Annotated in this window: 20 protein-coding genes; 6 read left to right on the forward strand and 14 right to left on the reverse strand. The window is 60.1% G+C overall.

Translation table 11 applies throughout. The features are described 5' to 3' along the window. Positions 1-63: 63 nt before the first annotated feature. The 10 genes from AEQ63_RS01915 to soxR all read right to left on the reverse strand — a co-directional run bounded on the left by AEQ63_RS01915 (position 64) and on the right by soxR (position 7,563). Positions 64-969: a metal ABC transporter substrate-binding protein gene (locus AEQ63_RS01915; protein ID WP_064361575.1), complete on the reverse strand. Its 906-nt coding sequence runs from the start codon at positions 967-969 to the stop codon at positions 64-66. After that, positions 970-1,869, reverse strand: coding sequence for a metal ABC transporter permease (locus tag AEQ63_RS01920; protein ID WP_007917717.1), 900 nt, complete (start codon positions 1,867-1,869; stop codon positions 970-972). Next, complete coding sequence (locus tag AEQ63_RS01925; RefSeq protein ID WP_064361576.1) at positions 1,869-2,717, reverse strand: metal ABC transporter ATP-binding protein; 849 nt, start codon at positions 2,715-2,717, stop codon at positions 1,869-1,871. Before AEQ63_RS01925 ends, AEQ63_RS01920 begins: the two co-directional genes overlap by 1 nt. Continuing rightward, positions 2,714-3,643 (reverse strand): metal ABC transporter substrate-binding protein, encoded by a 930-nt coding sequence (locus AEQ63_RS01930; RefSeq protein ID WP_042607829.1) that lies wholly within the window; start codon positions 3,641-3,643, stop codon positions 2,714-2,716. Before AEQ63_RS01930 ends, AEQ63_RS01925 begins: the two co-directional genes overlap by 4 nt. A gap of 35 nt (positions 3,644-3,678) precedes the next feature. Further along, complete coding sequence (locus AEQ63_RS01935) at positions 3,679-4,254, reverse strand: DUF6162 family protein (protein ID WP_064361577.1); 576 nt, start codon at positions 4,252-4,254, stop codon at positions 3,679-3,681. Then, a complete protein-coding gene (locus AEQ63_RS01940; RefSeq protein ID WP_064361578.1) occupies positions 4,251-4,592 on the reverse strand; it encodes a hypothetical protein in 342 nt (113 codons plus the stop codon). Before AEQ63_RS01940 ends, AEQ63_RS01935 begins: the two co-directional genes overlap by 4 nt. Then, positions 4,589-5,131: a hypothetical protein gene (locus AEQ63_RS01945; protein ID WP_064361579.1), complete on the reverse strand. Its 543-nt coding sequence runs from the start codon at positions 5,129-5,131 to the stop codon at positions 4,589-4,591. The genes AEQ63_RS01940 and AEQ63_RS01945 overlap by 4 nt, the downstream gene beginning before the upstream one ends. Continuing rightward, a complete protein-coding gene (locus AEQ63_RS01950; protein ID WP_064361580.1) occupies positions 5,128-6,327 on the reverse strand; it encodes a PepSY-associated TM helix domain-containing protein in 1,200 nt (399 codons plus the stop codon). The genes AEQ63_RS01945 and AEQ63_RS01950 overlap by 4 nt, the downstream gene beginning before the upstream one ends. 212 nt (positions 6,328-6,539) lie before the next feature. Then, positions 6,540-6,998, reverse strand: coding sequence for a VOC family protein (locus AEQ63_RS01955; protein WP_064361581.1), 459 nt, complete (start codon positions 6,996-6,998; stop codon positions 6,540-6,542). A 112-nt stretch (positions 6,999-7,110) separates the two neighbouring features. Next, positions 7,111-7,563: a redox-sensitive transcriptional activator SoxR gene (soxR, locus tag AEQ63_RS01960; protein ID WP_042607823.1), complete on the reverse strand. Its 453-nt coding sequence runs from the start codon at positions 7,561-7,563 to the stop codon at positions 7,111-7,113. 93 nt (positions 7,564-7,656) lie between these two features. Here soxR and AEQ63_RS01965 point away from each other — a divergent pair, with 93 nt between their 5' ends. The 5 genes from AEQ63_RS01965 to AEQ63_RS01985 all read left to right on the forward strand — a co-directional run bounded on the left by AEQ63_RS01965 (position 7,657) and on the right by AEQ63_RS01985 (position 12,357). Continuing rightward, a complete protein-coding gene (locus tag AEQ63_RS01965; protein WP_064361582.1) occupies positions 7,657-8,010 on the forward strand; it encodes an antibiotic biosynthesis monooxygenase in 354 nt (117 codons plus the stop codon). 111 nt (positions 8,011-8,121) lie between these two features. After that, positions 8,122-8,391: a hypothetical protein gene (locus AEQ63_RS01970; protein ID WP_064361583.1), complete on the forward strand. Its 270-nt coding sequence runs from the start codon at positions 8,122-8,124 to the stop codon at positions 8,389-8,391. 101 nt (positions 8,392-8,492) lie between these two features. Beyond that, entirely contained in the window at positions 8,493-9,107 is a 615-nt protein-coding gene (locus AEQ63_RS01975; protein WP_042607820.1) for a LysE family translocator, read from the forward strand. 205 nt (positions 9,108-9,312) lie between these two features. Further along, positions 9,313-10,479 carry an aminotransferase class V-fold PLP-dependent enzyme gene (locus AEQ63_RS01980; RefSeq protein ID WP_064361584.1) on the forward strand — a complete coding sequence of 389 codons (1,167 nt, stop codon included), beginning with the start codon at positions 9,313-9,315 and terminating at the stop codon, positions 10,477-10,479. Positions 10,480-10,548: 69 nt separating this feature from the next. Continuing rightward, positions 10,549-12,357, forward strand: a complete 1,809-nt coding sequence (locus AEQ63_RS01985) for an aminopeptidase P family protein (RefSeq protein WP_042607818.1) — start codon at positions 10,549-10,551, stop codon at positions 12,355-12,357. A gap of 43 nt (positions 12,358-12,400) precedes the next feature. Here AEQ63_RS01985 and AEQ63_RS01990 read toward each other — a convergent pair whose 3' ends face one another. Next, positions 12,401-12,997 carry a 2-hydroxychromene-2-carboxylate isomerase gene (locus AEQ63_RS01990; protein ID WP_064361585.1) on the reverse strand — a complete coding sequence of 199 codons (597 nt, stop codon included), beginning with the start codon at positions 12,995-12,997 and terminating at the stop codon, positions 12,401-12,403. A 40-nt stretch (positions 12,998-13,037) separates the two neighbouring features. Next, entirely contained in the window at positions 13,038-13,766 is a 729-nt protein-coding gene (locus AEQ63_RS01995; protein WP_042607816.1) for an SDR family oxidoreductase, read from the reverse strand. A 91-nt stretch (positions 13,767-13,857) separates the two neighbouring features. Here AEQ63_RS01995 and AEQ63_RS02000 point away from each other — a divergent pair, with 91 nt between their 5' ends. Next, complete coding sequence (locus tag AEQ63_RS02000; RefSeq protein ID WP_064361586.1) at positions 13,858-14,427, forward strand: TetR/AcrR family transcriptional regulator; 570 nt, start codon at positions 13,858-13,860, stop codon at positions 14,425-14,427. Here AEQ63_RS02000 and AEQ63_RS02005 read toward each other — a convergent pair whose 3' ends face one another. Then, the gene (locus AEQ63_RS02005) at positions 14,428-14,709 is read right to left on the reverse strand and encodes a hypothetical protein (RefSeq protein WP_039759777.1); all 282 of its coding nucleotides are present in this window, start codon (positions 14,707-14,709) and stop codon (positions 14,428-14,430) included. A gap of 169 nt (positions 14,710-14,878) precedes the next feature. Beyond that, a complete protein-coding gene (gene rhtA, locus AEQ63_RS02010) occupies positions 14,879-15,766 on the reverse strand; it encodes a threonine/homoserine exporter RhtA (RefSeq protein WP_064361587.1) in 888 nt (295 codons plus the stop codon). Between the last annotated feature and the right edge of the window lie 422 nt (positions 15,767-16,188).

The raw sequence follows: 16,188 nt of genomic DNA on the forward strand, positions 1-16,188 counted from the left end.
AAATGCGATCCCCTGTAGGAGTGAGCCCGCTCGCGATAAACGATAACGCGGTCGTGCCTGAAATTACGCTCCGCTCAGCCCCTTGAGCAACAAATCCACATTGCCTTCCAGCTCCGCCAGCGGATCCGCCGCATCAGTACTCAACACCACCAGTCGGCTGCCGGATTCGGCAATCGCCGCTTTCACCGGTTCGGCTGGCTGGCGATGGTGCAGCACCACCGCTACGTCGTTGTCCTTGAGCGTCGCTGTCAGCTTCTTCAGTGCTTCAGGCGTCCACTCGGCATCAGGACGCGCATCCTGTCCCGCCAGTTCAAGGTTGAGGCTGCCAATCAGATAGCCGAAGTGATCGCTCAGGCTCATCACACTCAGATTGTCCGCCTCGGCCAGACGCGCTTCGGTGTCCGCGCTGAGTTTCAGCAGACGCTGTTTCAACGCCGCCAGATTGGCTTCGATCGCAGGCTTGGCGCTCGGTGCCAGGCGCACCAGGTCCGCCGCCATCACATCCGCCATGCGCCCCATGTTGTTGCTCGCCAGCCATGGCTGACTGTTCAGGCCATCAACCTGCACGCCCGGCTGCACGGCGATGCCGGGCAGGGCGCCGTCGACCGGGCGGGCAGCGTCGACTTCGACGATACGGATGTTGCTGCGCCGAGCGATCGGGTACAGCGGATCATCGGCCCACAGCGAACGCAGACCGATCACCGCGTCCGCGTCGGTGGCCAGTTTGCTCAGGGCCGGCGCGCCACGGCCGGTGAAATACGCAGTCTGGCGGCTGCCGGGCAGGTTGGCCGGGGCTGCGCGTTCGAGCTTGACGTCCGTGCCTTTGAGCAGCGCTTCGCCGAGGCCGAAGGTAATCGGCAACGAGGCCAGAACGCGCAAGGGTTTTGCATTTTCAGCAGCCATCAACGGCGTACAGACCACGCCACACAGGGCCATTGCCAGAGTCAGGTTTCGCAATGAAAAAGCCATTTATCCAAGGTTCCCTTTCAGGCTGGGGACAACGCCGCGCGCGATGGCGGCGAGGGCGAAAGCGATGCCGGCGACCAGAATGATCGCGGCGCCGGATGGAATCGGCAGGTCGAACACGATCGGCGCAAGAATCCCGCACAGCGTGCTGACGGTAGCGATCAGCACCGAACACCAGAAAAATCCTTTGAGCGACTGGCTGAGCAAGCGTGCCGCCGCCGCCGGAATCACCAGCAAGGCGCCGACCAGAATTGCACCGATGACTTTTACCGCCGCGACGGTGATCAAGGTCACCAGGATCACGAACAGGTAATCCAGCGTCTTGACCGCTACGCCACGCACCGCCGCCAGTTGCGGATTGAAACTGGCGAGCATGATGCGGTTGTACAGCGGCAGGGCGAGGGCCATGACCAGCGACCCGACGATCGCCAGCACCGCCAGATCATTGCCGTTGACCGTCAGTACCGAACCGAACAGCACGTTTTCCAGAATGTGCACGTTGATCTTGCCGGCGAGGATCAGCAGCAGGCTCGCGCCGAGCGCCAGCGACACCGAGAGGAACACGCCGATCAGCGTATCCGGTGCCAGCCCGGTACGGTTGCGCAGGTAATTGAGCAGGATGCCGAACAGCAGGCAGTAGCCGAACAGGCTGCCGTACGGGCCGGTGTAGGGTTCGCCGAGCAGAATGCCGATGGCGACACCGGTCAACGCGGCATGGCCGACTGCTTCGGAAAAGAACGCGAAGCGCTTGACCACCACCAGCGTGCCGAGCCCACCGAGCACCGGGCCGATCAGCAGACCGGCGAGCAGGGCGTTGACCACAAATCCGTAGGCCAGCGCTTCCGGCAGATAACCCGAAGATGCCCAACCCTGGACCATCAAACGAAAGGCTTCGTAACTCATCAGACAGCGCTCCGTGGATGGGTGGAAAACAGCGTCAGCAGACGTTCCGGTGTCAGCGCCTGTTGCGGCGTGGCGTCGAACAGCACGCGACGGTTGAGGCCGGTCACCCGATCGGCCAGTCGCCCGACCGCTTCCAGATCGTGTTCGATCCACAACACGGTGATGCCCGCCGCGCGCCAGTCATTCAGCAGACGTTCGAACACCTGAATCCCGGCCTCATCGAGAGCCGACATCGGCTCGTCGAGCACCAGCAATTGCGGCGGCGGAATCAGGCCCTGCGCGAGCAGCACCCGCTGCCGTTCGCCGCCGGACAGCGCGCCCATGCGCCGCTTGCGCTTGTCCTGCATGCCGACACGCTCCAGCGCCTCGCCGATGGCACCGGCGTAGTGTTTGCTCAAACCGAGAAAGGCCGGCCGGCGCTGGCACATGGCGGCCATGAAATCGTCGACGGTCATCGGCAAACCGCGATCGAACTCCAGCGCTTGCGGGACATAACCGATGGTGCCGGGCTCGCTGGGCCAGTGCAGGCTGAGCTGGCCCTGCTGCGGCATCTGCCCCCGCAGCGTCTTGATCAGCGAACTCTTGCCACCGCCGTTGGGGCCGACCAGCGCGTGCACGCTGCCGGGCTGCACCTGGAAACTGACTTTGTCGAGAATCGTTGTGCGCCCCAGCGTCAGGCTGACTTCCGCAAACTCCAGCGCCGGCCCCGTAACCTGTAGGAGTGAGCCTGCTCGCGATAGCGGAGTTTCATCCAATGAAGATGTTGGCTGAGCGGACGCCATCGCGAGCAGGCTCACTCCTACAGGGGACTCGGTGTTTTCTGGGGCGAGGGTTTCTTTCGACGTCATGCCCCAGACTCCTGAATCGCCCGGACCACGGTGTTGAGGTTGCCGGTCATTTCCTTTTCGTACTTGTCGGCGGTGTATTCGCCGTAGGAAATATGCGACAGCGGGTACAGTTTCACCCCGGATTCGCGCTGGATGGTATCGACGTAGCTGGAGGGGAAATCCATTTCCGAGAAGATCACTTTCACGTCGAGTTCGCGCAATTGATCGATGGTCTTTTTCAACTGGCTCGGGCTCGGTTCGATACCGTGAGCGGGCTCGACCACGGCCGTCACTTCCAGACCGAATTCACGCAGCAGATAGTCGTAAGCCGCGTGCACCGTGGCCACACGCAGTTCGGCGTTCGGTGCCTGGGTCAGTTTGGCCAAAGCGTCGGCGCGCATCTGCCGCAGGCGTTTGCCATAGGCGCGGGCGTTCTGGGTGTAGGTCTTGGCATTGTCCGGATCGATCTTGCCCAGCTCGCGGGCGATGTTGTTGACCTGGGCGATGGAGGCGCTGATCGACAGGAACGTGTGCGGGTTGACCACTTTGCCGGCGCCGCGCGCAGCGACACCGGTAGCGGCCAGCAACGGCACATTCTCGTTGGCTTCGATGGTTTTGACGTTGGGCGTTTCGCTGGCGGCGATCATGCGATCGGCGAAGTCGTCATGGCCGACGCCGTTGAGCACGATCACATCCAGACCGCTGATGCGCTTGATGTCCTCGGCTCGTGGCTCATAGGCGTGCGGGTTGAAACCGGCGGGAATCAACGGCACCACTTCAGCCTTGTCGCCGACGATGTTCGCGACATAGCTGTAATACGGATGCAGGGTGATGCCGATGCGCAGGCGTTTGCCCTGTTCGGCGTTGGCCAGCGGGCTCAGCAGGCAGGCGCACAGGCCGAGGAGAAACAGGCGTAACAATGGACGGCGAGGAGATGAAATGGACATGGGCAAGCAGTCTTCTCTCGGATAAAGGCGAGGAATCAATGGCGATGTTCGCGGGTAACCCCGGCATCGAATTGCGCGACGATCTGTTTCCAGCCAGCGGCGGACAGCGCGGCATCGGACAGATCCTGCGCAGGCACGAGGTCGGCGCTGCGGTTCAGCCAGATGTCCGGCGCAGCGTTGGCATCGGCACCGACACGCATGAGAAATGACCCGGCGACATCAGGCGTCGCGCTGCGACCGAAGTAGGCGCGGTCGGCGAGCATCTGCCATGCATGACCGCCACGGCTGACCGAACTGGCATCCTGTGCGAACGGCGCGAAACCCTCTTCGGCCAGCACCTGTGGGGTCGGCAGGGCTTTTTGCTCTTCGCGCAGCAAGCGGATTTCGTCGAGGGTCACCCGCAGGTCGGCATAGATGCCTTGCTCGGCGGCGCTGAGGTCGCGGCGGGCGTCGTATTGGTTGCTCGCGACGGGCTCCGGCTCATGGGAAACCCCGCGCCACGCCACCACCGAACCGGCGACCGCGAGGATCAACAGACATAGCAGCAGCACGTTGAGGGTTTCATGGCCGGCACCCGCCGGGCGTACCACTTGAGTTGTCGGGGTACTCATGGGGCTTCGATATCCGCCTGGTCGATTTCCACTACATGGCCGGGGCCAGCGTCGAACAGCACATAGAACTCGCTGCCGGGCTTCTTGAACGTCAGGGTCGAGTCTTCGCCCAGTTTGCCCGGCACCAGAATGGTTTCGTCGTAGCCGATCACGTCGAGGGTCACGCCCGGCGCGCCGCTCCCATCGGAGAAACCGCCGGTGCATTTGATCTGTTCGGCATCGATGGCTTTGCATTCGCACATCGGGTTGTGCGCCAGAGCGCCGGCACTGAAACCGGCGCTCAGGACCAGCAGCGCGGCACTTGCCAGCAAGCGCGGGTGGAGTGGCGAGCGAGTCATGGTTTGGCTCCTTGTTTGTTCAGCCAGGCAACGGTGGCGGGGGAGGCTTGGCTCAGGGGAATCGCGGCCTGGTGCATGCTGCCGTCCCAGCCTTCCATGGTGATCCACAGCTCGGCGTCAGGTTTGGTTTTCGCCGGGATCGGCATCTGCGTGCCCATGCGGTAAGGGGTGCCGAAGAAGATCGTGCCGGCGGCACGCAGGCTGCGCGGTTTGCCGATGCGCAAGTAAGTGGCCTTGACCTGTTCGACGCAGGTATCGCAGACGGCAGCAGTGAAATCCTTCATATAGCCAGCCGGGCCGCTCAGGTGCGGCGCTTCTTCGCGCAGCTCGGCCAGGCGCAGGCTCCACGGGCCGACCTGAACGGTGCCTATTTCCCGTTGGCCCAAGCCACTGTCGCCGCGAAAAAGCGAGGCATCGGCAAAGTATTTCGGCATGAACCCCAAAGGGATCAGCAACAACAGAACATTGATGTGGAAGCGCCACTTGTGCCAGAAACGCGACAGGCGAGACGGCGGTGTGACCGAGATGGCTTTGTTCACAGGCTGGCCTCCGAAGGTTCACGGCGCATCGCTGGTTGGGCGGTGACGCTGTTTTTCTTGTCCTCGCGCTTCAGTGCATTGGCGGTGGCCAGCGCGGTGCGTTTGGTCCAGATCAGCAGGCCGCTGAGGATCATCATGCTCAGCAACAGACCGAAGAAGAACCAGATCAATTTGATCCAGATGCCACCGAAGTCACCGGTGTGCAGCGGGCGCATGGATTCGGTGACGAATTCCAGCGAGGACCGGTCGGACAGCAAGCGTGATGAGGCCATTTCGCCGTTGTATGGGTTGAGTGTCGCGGTCTGGTACATCAGCGGATACCAGCCGCGACCGCTGACGCTCATGTGGGAGTAGGCATTGCCCGGCAGGTTGACGTAGCTGGCTTCCAGCCCCGGAATTTTCTGCTGGGCGATTTCGATGGCGCGGTCCAGACTGATCCGCGGTGGCGGAGTGCCGGCGGCGGAGATCGGCACGCTTTCCCGGGACATCGCCGGAATGATCGGTTCGCTGGAAATGGAAATCTGGTTATCGAACAGGAATGCCTTGATCAGGAACCAGATGCCGGTGATGGAAATCACCGCAATGAACCAGATCGACCAGATGCCGCACAGGCGATGGAAATCGCCCCAAAAGATCCGCGCGCCATGGCGTACGCGTAGGGTCGGGCGCAGAAAACCTTTCCAGAAGCGCTTGTAGACCACCAGCCCGGTAATCAGCGAAACCAGCATCGGCACGCCGAGCAATGACACCAGATACCAGCCCCAGCTGTAGCCATTGGTGAACGGCACCAGCCACCAGCCGTGCAAGGCGCGGGTGAAGGCCTTGAAATCGAAGGCCGGCGCGGTGCCCTGAATGACGCCGGTGTACGGATTGACATAGACCGTCAACGAACGCCCGTCGGGGTAGCTGACTTCGACGTCGAGGGCAAAGTGCGACTCGTCCGGACGATTGATGCTCTGCACCAGGGTTTGCGGCTCGGCTTGTTTGATCGCGGCGAGAATCTGGTCGTAGCTCAGGCGCGGCGCGTCGTCCGACGGCTGGCTGGCGCGCATTTGCGGGTTGGCCAGCCAGACGATTTCCTGGCTGACTACCGCCAGCGTGCCGGTGACACAGACGATCAGCACAAAGAACCAGATCGGCAACGCCAGCCAGCTATGCACCAGGAACCACAGTTTGGAACGGGATTTCTTCGACATGATTGCGCGTCTTGATAGCGGTGGAAGGGGCCGGGCTACGGGCTTCGCAGCACGGAACTCCCCGGGAGGCCGTTCGTGGCTTTTGCCTACGCGAACGGCCTGCATTCCTATAAGACGTATGAGCGAAGAAAATCCCGAAAGCGGCTATGAAAGCAAATGTTTCGCAATTACATCGGCACAGCGTTTTGTCGGTCGGTTCCGGCAACAAGGCTTTAGTTTTGGTTGAACATTTCCATCGCTCGTTGGCGAATCTGCTCTTCGCTCAGGTCTTCCTTGTGGGTGGCGAGAAACCATAAATGGCCGAACGGATCTCTCAAAGTCCCGCTGCGGTCGCCGTAGAACTGGTCTTTGACCTCGGAGACGCTTTGCGCGCCGGCATCCAGTGCTTGTTGAAAGGCCTGATCGACATCGGGCACGTACAGGTGCAAACCGATCGAAACCGCCTGCTGCGGATTGCTCAACGGCCCTTGGTCGCAAGGTGTGCCGAGCATGATCGCGCTGTCACCGATGCGCAGTTCGGCGTGGCCGATATTGCCGTCGGGCATGGTCAGACGCATGACTTCGCTGGCATTGAAGGCTTTCTTGTAGAAATCGATGGCCTCGGCGGCCTGTTGGATGCCGAGATACGGGGTAATGCTGTGATACCCCTCAGGAATGGGTTTGACGCTCATGACGTTCTCCCTGTTTTTGTTTTCAACAGATGGGGTTGCTCCGGATTTGTCCGGAGCAATCACTATAGAACCGTCCTCGCAGCGCAGGTTTTCTGCCGACGAGCAGCGCGCATCACGCATCGCGAAAGTGCGGGCCTGGGCCTCGGTCACCGAGCACGTCACCCTTATTGCGCAATGGACACGCCTCCATGGACAGACAGCCACAGCCGATGCAACCGGTGAGCTGATCGCGCATTAGCGTCAGTTGCCTGATTCGTTCGTCGAGTTCGCGCTGCCATTGTTCAGACAGCATTTTCCAGTCCGCCGCCGACGGCGCGCGATCCTGCGGCAGGATCTTCAGCGCTTCGCCGATCTCCGCCAGCGGTATCCCCAGACGTTGCGCGACTTTGATTAATGCTACCCGGCGCAACACGGCACGGGGATAGCGGCGCTGGTTACCGGCGTTGCGTTCACTTTTGATCAAACCTTTGGCTTCGTAAAAATGTAGCGCCGTGACCGCGACGCCACTGCGCGCGGCAACTTCGCCGACGGTAAGAGGTTTATGCACCTGGTCTTTGCTGATCATGGGGAAAATGCTCTTGACCTTGACTTAACTAGAGGTTTTACCCTGCAGCTCTTCGGGTCGCAAGGCTCGCTTCAAGATGAGTGGGGGCTTTCCATGAGCAATCGCAGCTTTACCCAATTGATCGAATTCGAGATCGAACCGCGTCAGCAAGCCGCGCTGGTTTCGGCATTGGCGATGCAAACCGAGCGTCTGGCTCAGCGTTACGACGGTTTTCTCAGTGCCAGCGTGCAGGCCAGCGACGACGGCCGCCGCGTGTTGAGCTTTCTGCAATGGCAAAGCCGCGAGGCGGGGGAGGCGGCATTTCACAGTTTCGAAAACGGTGAGCAGGATTTCTGGCAACTGATCCGCACTCATCGCGCGAAAACCGTGACCTTCAATTCCTTTCAGGTACACAGCAGCATTGCCCGCAGCCACGACGATGCGCTGCATTGCCGTCTGCCGGGTTAGCCAGGATTAGCGCAAACCTGATAGCCACTATTGAGAGCGTTGATTTCTGCGCGAGCGTGCCTGGGCGTAGCCTTTCTCCATCGACCCCACATTGCTCGCCAGGACGCCCCCATGAACCGTTTACTGACTGTTTCGCTGATGCTCGCTGTTTCCGTACTCGCTGGCTGTGCCAGCCACGTTTCGCCAGAGCTGCGCCCTTACACCGCTGAAGAATCCCGCGAACTGGCACTGGAAGCGCTGAACCGCAGCGGCCTGTCGTTCGATGAATACCACGCAAAAAAAGCCCAGTTGCTCGGCCAGCCGCAGAAGACTTTCGGTTTTGACCAGCTGGGTGAGATGAGCGCCGAGCGTGCCGTACAGCTGCACGGACGTCCTAGCTGAAAGCAAACTGTGCTGCTTGAAGTTTTCCCTAACTGTCCGTGGGTTTGCCGGACGCCGTGGGATAGGGTCAACACCTGAATGACCCTGGATGGACTGCCTCGATGAACCTCTCGCTTGATCTGCTGTTGGGCTTTGCCCTGTTTGCCCTTGTCACCTCGATCACACCGGGGCCGAACAACACCATGTTGTTGGCATCCGGAGTGAATTTCGGCTTCAACCGCACCATTCCGCACATGCTCGGCATCAGCTGCGGCTTCTTCCTGTTGGTGGTGGCGGTGGGCTTCGGCCTGGGCGCGGTGTTTCAGGCCTACCCGATTCTTTATACGGTGCTGCGTTATGTCGGCGCCGCCTATTTGCTCTACCTGGCGTGGAAGATCGCCCACTCCGGCCCGGTCGGCGACGGTGCCGACGGCCAGGCGAAACCGATCAGCTATCTGGGCGCCGCCGCGTTTCAGTGGGTCAATCCCAAGGCGTGGATCATGGCCATCGGTGCCATCAGCACGTACACGCCGATGCAGGGCTATTTCTACAATGTGGTGGTCATCGCGGCGGTATTCGCCATCATCAACCTTCCAAGTGTTGGCCTGTGGGCCGCGTGCGGCACGCTGTTGCGCAATGTACTCAAGGATCCGCGGTGGTTGCGCGTGTTCAATTGGGGCATGGCGGCGCTACTGGTAATTTCGCTGTATCCGTTACTTCTCGAAAGCTTTCACTGACGCATTGCTTCAATCGCCGGCCCGATGCCTGTTAAGCTCGGTTTCAGGAGCGTTCCTACGCACTTTTAAATGAAGCCCTACTTCTTTAACGGCATCCGATCAGGTATTGATGACGCTCTCGAACCCATGCACAGCTCACGAGGCTGTGCATCGTCGTTTGCAGACACGAGCCTCCTGATCCCGGAACACGCTCTGCGAGTCCTTTATGAACACACGTCCGTTGTATTTCGATTACGCCGCCACCACCCCGGTGGACGAGCGGGTCATCAGGGTGATGACCGAATGTCTGGGTTTTCACGGTAACTTCGGTAACCCGGCTTCCAGCTCCCACGCCTTCGGCCAGCAGGCCCGGCAGACGGTCGAGCAGGCACGTCGGCAAGTCGCCGATCTGGTCGGCGCGCAGCCTGAGCAGATCGTCTGGACCTCCGGTGCCACCGAATCCAACAATCTTGCCCTCAAAGGCGTCGCCCAGGCCCGTGGCGTTTCCGGCGGGCACATCATTACCAGCCAGATCGAACACAAGGCCATTCTCGACACCGCCCGACAATTGCAGGATTCGGGCATTGCCGTGACTTATCTGGTGCCGGACGCTGAAGGCTTGATCACACCGCAAGCGGTCAGTGAAGCGATGCGCGACGACACGTTTCTGGTGTCGCTGATGCTGGTCAACAACGAGCTGGGCACGGTCAACGATGTCGAGGCGATTGGTGAGGTGGTGCGCAGTCGGCAGGCGCTATTCCATGTCGACGCCGCGCAGGGCGCTGGCAAAGTCGCGATCGATCTGAGCCGCCTGGCGGTTGACCTGATGTCGTTTTCCGCACACAAACTCTACGGCCCCAAGGGCATCGGCGCCTTGTATGTCGGTCCGCACGCGCAGCAACGCTTGCAGGCGCAGATCCATGGCGGCGGTCACGAAGGCGGCTTGCGCTCCGGAACCCTGGCGACTCATCAGATTGCCGGTATGGGCGCAGCATTCGCTCTGGCCGCCGACGCATTCGATGAAGAGAAAAAAGCCATCGTCGCTTTGCGCGAACGTTTGCTCGAACAGCTTTTGAGTTTGCCCGGCGTGCGCCTCAATGGCAGTGCCTCGCAACGTATTCCGCACACCCTAAGCCTGACCTTCAGCGAGGGCGAGTTCAACAGTACTGCGTTGAGCCATTCGATCGCGTTTTCCGCGACGTCGGCGTGTAATTCCGCAAGCAACGCGCCGTCCCACGTGCTGCTCGCGCTCGGCCACGATGCGCGGCTGGCGGCGCGCACCATTCGCTTGAGCCTCGGGCGGTTTACCACCGCCGAGGATGTCGACAAGGCCGTCGAACTGATCAGAACCGCCTGCGCCAGTGCCCCGGCATTCTGGGCGACAGGGCTTTAAAACAGCCGACGCTTTCCATGGCCGTGAAGGCTACGAACAATAACGATGACGCGATTAGCAGGAGACATGATGAGTTCCCACACCTTGACCGAAGGATCGGTGCCTCAGCGCCTGGCGCATACCCGTGAACTGATGCGCCGCGAAGGCATCCATGCGCTGCTCGTGCCGTCCGCCGACCCGCATCTGTCGGAATATTTGCCGGGTTACTGGCAGGGCCGGCAATGGCTGTCGGGTTTCCACGGTTCGGTCGGTACGCTGATTGTCACTACTGATTTCGCTGGCGTGTGGGCCGACAGTCGTTACTGGGAACAGGCGACCAAGGAACTCGACGGCAGCGGCATCGAACTGGTCAAGCTGCAACCGGGGCAGCCGAGCCCGCTGGACTGGCTGGCCGAGCAAACCCCAGAGGGCGGCGTGGTGGCGGTCGATGGTGCGGTGATGGCAGTGGCGTCGGCGCGCACACTGAGCAGCAAGCTCGAAGCACGCGGCGCTCGTCTGCGCACCGATATCGACCTGTTGCAGGAAGTCTGGCGCGATCGCCCGAGCCTCCCCGACGCGCCGGTCTATCAGCATCTGCCGCCGCAAGCGACTGTCAGCCGCGGTGAGAAACTCGCGAAGCTGCGCGAGTCCTTGCAAGAGCGTGGGGCCGATTGGCATTTCATCGCCACCCTGGATGACATCGCCTGGCTGTTCAACCTGCGCGGTGGTGATGTCTCGTTCAATCCAGTGTTTGTTTCGTTCGCCTTGATCAATCAGCAACAGGCGACGTTGTTCGTCGCCCTGAGCAAGGTCGATGCCGATCTGCGCGGCGTGCTCGAACAGGATGGCGTGACGCTGCGTGACTACAGCGAAGTGGCCGATGCATTGCGTGCTGTGCCGAGTGGCGCGAGCCTGCTGGTCGATCCGGCGCGAGTGACCACAGGTTTGCTGGATCACCTGGACAGTGGCGTGAAACTGGTCGAAGGCCTGAACCCGACCACGCTGGCCAAATCGCAGAAAAGCGAAGCCGACGCTCAGCACATCCGCAAAGCGATGGAACAGGATGGCGCGGCATTGTGCGAATTCTTCGCCTGGCTGGAATCGGCGTGGGGTCGCGAGCGCATCACCGAGCTGACCATTGACGAGAAACTCACCGCCGCTCGTGAACGTCGCCCCGATTATGTTTCGCTGAGTTTCAACACCATTGCCGCGTTCAATGCCAACGGCGCGATGCCGCATTATCACGCTACCGAAGAGGAGCATGCGGTGATCGAGGGTGATGGTCTGTTGCTTATCGATTCCGGTGGCCAATACCTCGGCGGTACGACCGACATCACCCGCATGGTCCCGGTGGGAACGCCGACCCAAGAGCAGAAGCAGGATTGCACGCGTGTGTTGAAAGGCGTGATTGCCCTCTCACGGGCACGCTTCCCGAAAGGCATTCTGTCGCCGCTGCTCGACGCCATCGCCCGTGCCCCGATCTGGGCTGAAAACGTCGATTACGGTCACGGCACCGGTCACGGCGTGGGCTATTTCCTCAACGTTCACGAAGGTCCGCAGGTGATCGCCTATCAGGCCGCGCCGGCGCCGCAAACAGCTATGCAACCGGGAATGATCACATCGATCGAACCCGGTACTTATCGTCCAGGCCGTTGGGGTGTGCGCATCGAGAACCTGGCGATGAACCGCGAGGCCGGTACCAGCGAATTCGGCGATTTCCTCAAGTTCGAAACCCTGACGTTGTGCCCGATCGATACCCGTTGCCTGATTGCGGATCTGCTGACCCAGGAAGAAAAGCAGTGGCTCAATGCTTATCACAGTGAAGTGCGCGAGCGTTTGAGCCCATTGCTGGAGGGTGCGGCGCTGGGCTGGCTGAACGAGCGCACTGTGGCAATTTGATCGATGTACCCAAGGCACTGCCCGCGGTGCCTTGGGCTTGGCTTCAATCCTGGCGCAATGCCTCTTCTACGAAGTCGAGTCGATCCTGACCGAAGAACATCTGATCGCCAATGAACATGCTTGGAGCACCGAAAACGCCGCGCTTGATGGCTTTTTCGGTGTTTTCCTTGAGTGCGGCCTTGACTGATTCATCGTTGGTCAACGCCATTATTTCCTGGGTATCGAAGCCGTTTTCAGTCAGCACCCCTGCGATGGTTTGCGGATCGTTAAGGTTACGGCCTTCCACCCAAAGTGCCTTGAACAGGCAATCGACGAAGTCGGCGAAACGCTGCGGCTGATGCAACTGCATGCCAGTGACGGCGCGCATCAATATCAGCGTATTGATCGGAAAGTGCGGATTGAACCTGAGCTGTACGCCGTAGCGTTTGGCGAAACGGTCGAGGTCCTGAAACATGTAACGACCCTTGGCCGGAATCACCGCCGGCGAGGCATTGCCGGTGGCTTTGAATACGCCACCCAACAGCATCGGGATGTAGATCAGTTCGCTGCGGGTTTCGGCGCAAATGTTCGGCAGCTGGGTGTGCGCCAGATAGGTGGTGGGGCTGCCGAGGTCGAAATAGAATTCCACGGTTTTCGTCATTATCAAGTCGCGCTCTTATTGTTGTGATGAGGGGGAGGGCTTACCAGCGCTCGTTCCATGGGCGCAGGTCCAGCTCGAAGGTCCATGCATCCCGTGGCTGACTGTGCAGATACCAGTAGTTTTCGGCGATGTGCTCCGGGTCGAGAATGCCGTCCTGATCCTTGGTCGCGTATTTTTCGGGAAAGCTGTTGCGGATGAAGTCGGTGTCGATCGCACCGTCCACTACGACATGGGCGACATGGATGTTCATCGGTCCCAGTTCCCTGGCCATGCTTTGGGCCAGTGCGCGGATACCGTGTTTGGCGCCAGCGAAAGCGGCGAATCCGGAAGCGCCGCGCAGTCCGGCGGTGGCACCGGTAAACAGAATCGTGCCGCGCTGCCGGGTCACCATGCGCTTGGCCACTTCACGGGCATTGAGAAACCCGGAGAAACAGGCCATCTCCCAGATCTTGAAATACTTGCGCGCGGTTTCTTCGAGAATGCTGCACGGCACGTTGGCTCCGATGTTGAAGACAAAGGCCTCGATCGGACCGACGCGTGTCTCGATGTCTTCGATCAGCGCGATGACGTCTTCTTCCTTGCGCGCATCGCAAGCGAACCCATGAGCCTCACCGCCTTCAGCGACTATGGCGTCGACCAGTGGCTGCAGTTTGTCGGCGCTGCGCCGGGTCACGCAGGCAGTGAAACCTTCATTGGCAAAACGCTTGGCGATCGCGCCGCCAGTGGCATCGCCCGCACCGACAACCAATACGACCTTCTTGTTATTCATGGGTGAATCCCTTTAGGTTAACGATCGTTTAGTTAACGAACGTTATGCTAGGATTCGGGCAGCGTCAAGGCGAACCATTTCAGGAGAGGACATGCGTTATTCGGCAGGCCACAAATCGGAAACCCGCGAAAGATTGCTGCAAAGCAGCGCGCTGTCGGCAAAGAAATCGGGGTTTTCCACGGTGGGCGTGGATGGTCTGATGAAGGCTATCGGTTTGAGTGGCGCAGCGTTCTACAGTCACTTTTCCTCAAAGGATGGGTTGTTTGCTGCCATTGTCGAGCGAGAGCTGAGTGAGAGTCTCGAGCGCCTTGGTGGGCAGGGCGGCGCAGATCGGCAGCGGCTGGAGCGTTGTCTGAAGCAGTACCTGAGCATGGCCCACGTCGAGCAACCCGAGTCCGGCTGCGCGCTGCCGACATTGGGTGCAGAGATCGCCCGTGCCGATGCTCAGGTGCGTGAGCAGGCGGAAGAATGGATCTGCCGTCTCCAGCAAAGTTGGGCGGAGATACTGGAAAGCGAGAGCCTGGCCTGGTCGGTGCTTTCGCAATGCGTGGGTGCGCTGGTGGTCGCGCGGATGCTGGCAACACCGGACGTGCAGCGAACGGTGTTGCGCTCGAGCCATCAGGAAATCACGCGTCAGCTCGCTTCCCCGCGAGCCGAGTAGTTATTTGCAGATGACGATCATGCTGCGGCTGGTATAGCCGGCGGGGTTCAGGCCGAACGGATAATCGCCTGGTTCTTCCACGGCATCCCCGGATTTGGCGATCACCTTGTACCCCTTGGGAGCGCAGGAGTTGGCGGCGCTGGTGTAGCACTTGTCCCATGAGGATGAAAGTCCGGAACAGTTGATATGCAGGCCCTTCTTTCCCCGCTTGACCTGGGTTTCCGAGGTCGCTGCGCAACTTGCGATCGCCAGCAGGGCGATCAATAGCAAAATTCGTTTCATTACCATCCTTAATAGCGGCCGCGAGTCTTGTGCTCGGGTCTGCCTGTATTCGCTCGCGTTTGCAGCGTTGTGCCGTCCCTTTGCGAAAAAATCCATGCCTGGCGATGGGTTACGAAGCTAAACATGGCCTAAATAAGCGCCAATTACCAGAGCCACTTTTCATTACCCTTCAGTCCGCCGCGACAGCAGGCTTTGCTCCGCTGCCCATGGTCATCGTTGCGCCCACGGAGGCCAGAATGATGCACAGGATGGCCAGCCATTGTGACAATGAAAGGTATTCCTGCAGAAAAAGCAGGCCCGATAGCGCGCCGAACGCGGGTTCGATACTCATGAGTGTGCCGAAGGTGCGCGCGGGCATTCGCGTCAGGGCAACCATTTCCAGGGTGTAGGGCAGGGCGGTGGACAGAATGGCGACTCCGATAGCGACTGGAATCAGCGAAGGTGTGAGCAGCGCAGCGCCGGCATGAACGATACCGATCGGCGCTACGAACAGCGCGGCGATCATCACGCCCAACGCAGCCGTAGTTACTCCGTTATCAGCGCCGGCCTTCTGCCCGAACAGAATGTACAGCGCCCAGCAGACCCCGGCTCCCAGTGCATAGCCCGCTCCGACCAGGTCAATGCCAGCAGTGGTTGCCCCAGTAGGTATCAATAGAAGCAAGCCGGCCGCGGCCAGCGCGATCCAGAGAAAATCGATAGCGCGGCGAGAGGCATATATCGCTACAGCCAGAGGGCCGGTGAATTCGAGAGCAACGGCGATGCCCAGCGGCACAGTGCGCAGAGACATATAGAAGAGGAAGTTCATCCCGCCCAATGCCATGCCGTAGACAATCACGGTACGAAGAGACTTGGCGGTCAGCTTTGCGCGCCATGGCCGGAGCAATAGCAGCATGATCACGCTGGCAAAGATCAAGCGCAGCGTGGTCGTGCCTTGAGCGCCGATAATCGGGAACATGCTTTTGGCCAGGGAGGCGCCTGACTGGATGGATGCCATGGCTATCATGAGCAGGCCTACCGGAAACAACATGGAGGCTAGGGAGCGAGGTTGGTCATTCATTACAGGGCGGCATCCAGGCAAAAGCAGAGTGTTGTTATGGGAGTGGGCAATATACTGCGCATTGGATGGGGGCGCGTCTATATATAGAGGAGGTTTTTGCTGATTTGTAAGAAAAGCGAAATTAACGGTTGACGGCAGATTCCAGAGGTCTATAATTCGCCCCACTTCCGGCGCGGTCGAAACGGAAAACTCCTTGAGATTCAATGAGTTACGCAGTTTTCGACAGCGGCTCGCTTCAGATCATCGAAGCCTGGGAGGAGTTGAAAGAGCAGTGATGTTTGGCTCTTTTAACGGCTCGATCTTCTCGGTCGAAAGCGGAGAAAAAGAGGTGTTGACAGCAGCGATTAACGCTGTAGAATTCGCCTCCCGCTAACGAGAGATCGGAAGCGCAAGTGGTTGAAGTTGTTGAAGAATTCTTCGAA

Source organism: Pseudomonas sp. RIT-PI-o, assembly GCF_001297215.1.
GTDB classification, from domain to species: domain Bacteria; phylum Pseudomonadota; class Gammaproteobacteria; order Pseudomonadales; family Pseudomonadaceae; genus Aquipseudomonas; species Aquipseudomonas moraviensis_A.

What these genes read in the sequence shown, in the direction of transcription:
- AEQ63_RS01925 (WP_064361576.1), bottom strand. Translation starts at nt 2,717, where the DNA reads ATGACGTCGAAAGAAACCCTCGCCCCAGAAAACACCGAGTCCCCTGTA.
- AEQ63_RS01915 (WP_064361575.1), bottom strand. Translation starts at nt 969, where the DNA reads ATGGCTTTTTCATTGCGAAACCTGACTCTGGCAATGGCCCTGTGTGGC.
- AEQ63_RS01965 (WP_064361582.1), top strand. Translation starts at nt 7,657, where the DNA reads ATGAGCAATCGCAGCTTTACCCAATTGATCGAATTCGAGATCGAACCG.
- AEQ63_RS02005 (WP_039759777.1), bottom strand. Translation starts at nt 14,709, where the DNA reads ATGAAACGAATTTTGCTATTGATCGCCCTGCTGGCGATCGCAAGTTGC.
- soxR (WP_042607823.1), bottom strand. Translation starts at nt 7,563, where the DNA reads ATGATCAGCAAAGACCAGGTGCATAAACCTCTTACCGTCGGCGAAGTT.
- AEQ63_RS01955 (WP_064361581.1), bottom strand. Translation starts at nt 6,998, where the DNA reads ATGAGCGTCAAACCCATTCCTGAGGGGTATCACAGCATTACCCCGTAT.
- AEQ63_RS01935 (WP_064361577.1), bottom strand. Translation starts at nt 4,254, where the DNA reads ATGAGTACCCCGACAACTCAAGTGGTACGCCCGGCGGGTGCCGGCCAT.
- AEQ63_RS01920 (WP_007917717.1), bottom strand. Translation starts at nt 1,869, where the DNA reads ATGAGTTACGAAGCCTTTCGTTTGATGGTCCAGGGTTGGGCATCTTCG.
- AEQ63_RS01950 (WP_064361580.1), bottom strand. Translation starts at nt 6,327, where the DNA reads ATGTCGAAGAAATCCCGTTCCAAACTGTGGTTCCTGGTGCATAGCTGG.
- AEQ63_RS02000 (WP_064361586.1), top strand. Translation starts at nt 13,858, where the DNA reads ATGCGTTATTCGGCAGGCCACAAATCGGAAACCCGCGAAAGATTGCTG.
- AEQ63_RS01995 (WP_042607816.1), bottom strand. Translation starts at nt 13,766, where the DNA reads ATGAATAACAAGAAGGTCGTATTGGTTGTCGGTGCGGGCGATGCCACT.
- AEQ63_RS01990 (WP_064361585.1), bottom strand. Translation starts at nt 12,997, where the DNA reads ATGACGAAAACCGTGGAATTCTATTTCGACCTCGGCAGCCCCACCACC.
- rhtA (WP_064361587.1), bottom strand. Translation starts at nt 15,766, where the DNA reads ATGAATGACCAACCTCGCTCCCTAGCCTCCATGTTGTTTCCGGTAGGC.
- AEQ63_RS01930 (WP_042607829.1), bottom strand. Translation starts at nt 3,643, where the DNA reads ATGTCCATTTCATCTCCTCGCCGTCCATTGTTACGCCTGTTTCTCCTC.
- AEQ63_RS01970 (WP_064361583.1), top strand. Translation starts at nt 8,122, where the DNA reads ATGAACCGTTTACTGACTGTTTCGCTGATGCTCGCTGTTTCCGTACTC.
- AEQ63_RS01985 (WP_042607818.1), top strand. Translation starts at nt 10,549, where the DNA reads ATGAGTTCCCACACCTTGACCGAAGGATCGGTGCCTCAGCGCCTGGCG.
- AEQ63_RS01980 (WP_064361584.1), top strand. Translation starts at nt 9,313, where the DNA reads ATGAACACACGTCCGTTGTATTTCGATTACGCCGCCACCACCCCGGTG.
- AEQ63_RS01940 (WP_064361578.1), bottom strand. Translation starts at nt 4,592, where the DNA reads ATGACTCGCTCGCCACTCCACCCGCGCTTGCTGGCAAGTGCCGCGCTG.
- AEQ63_RS01975 (WP_042607820.1), top strand. Translation starts at nt 8,493, where the DNA reads ATGAACCTCTCGCTTGATCTGCTGTTGGGCTTTGCCCTGTTTGCCCTT.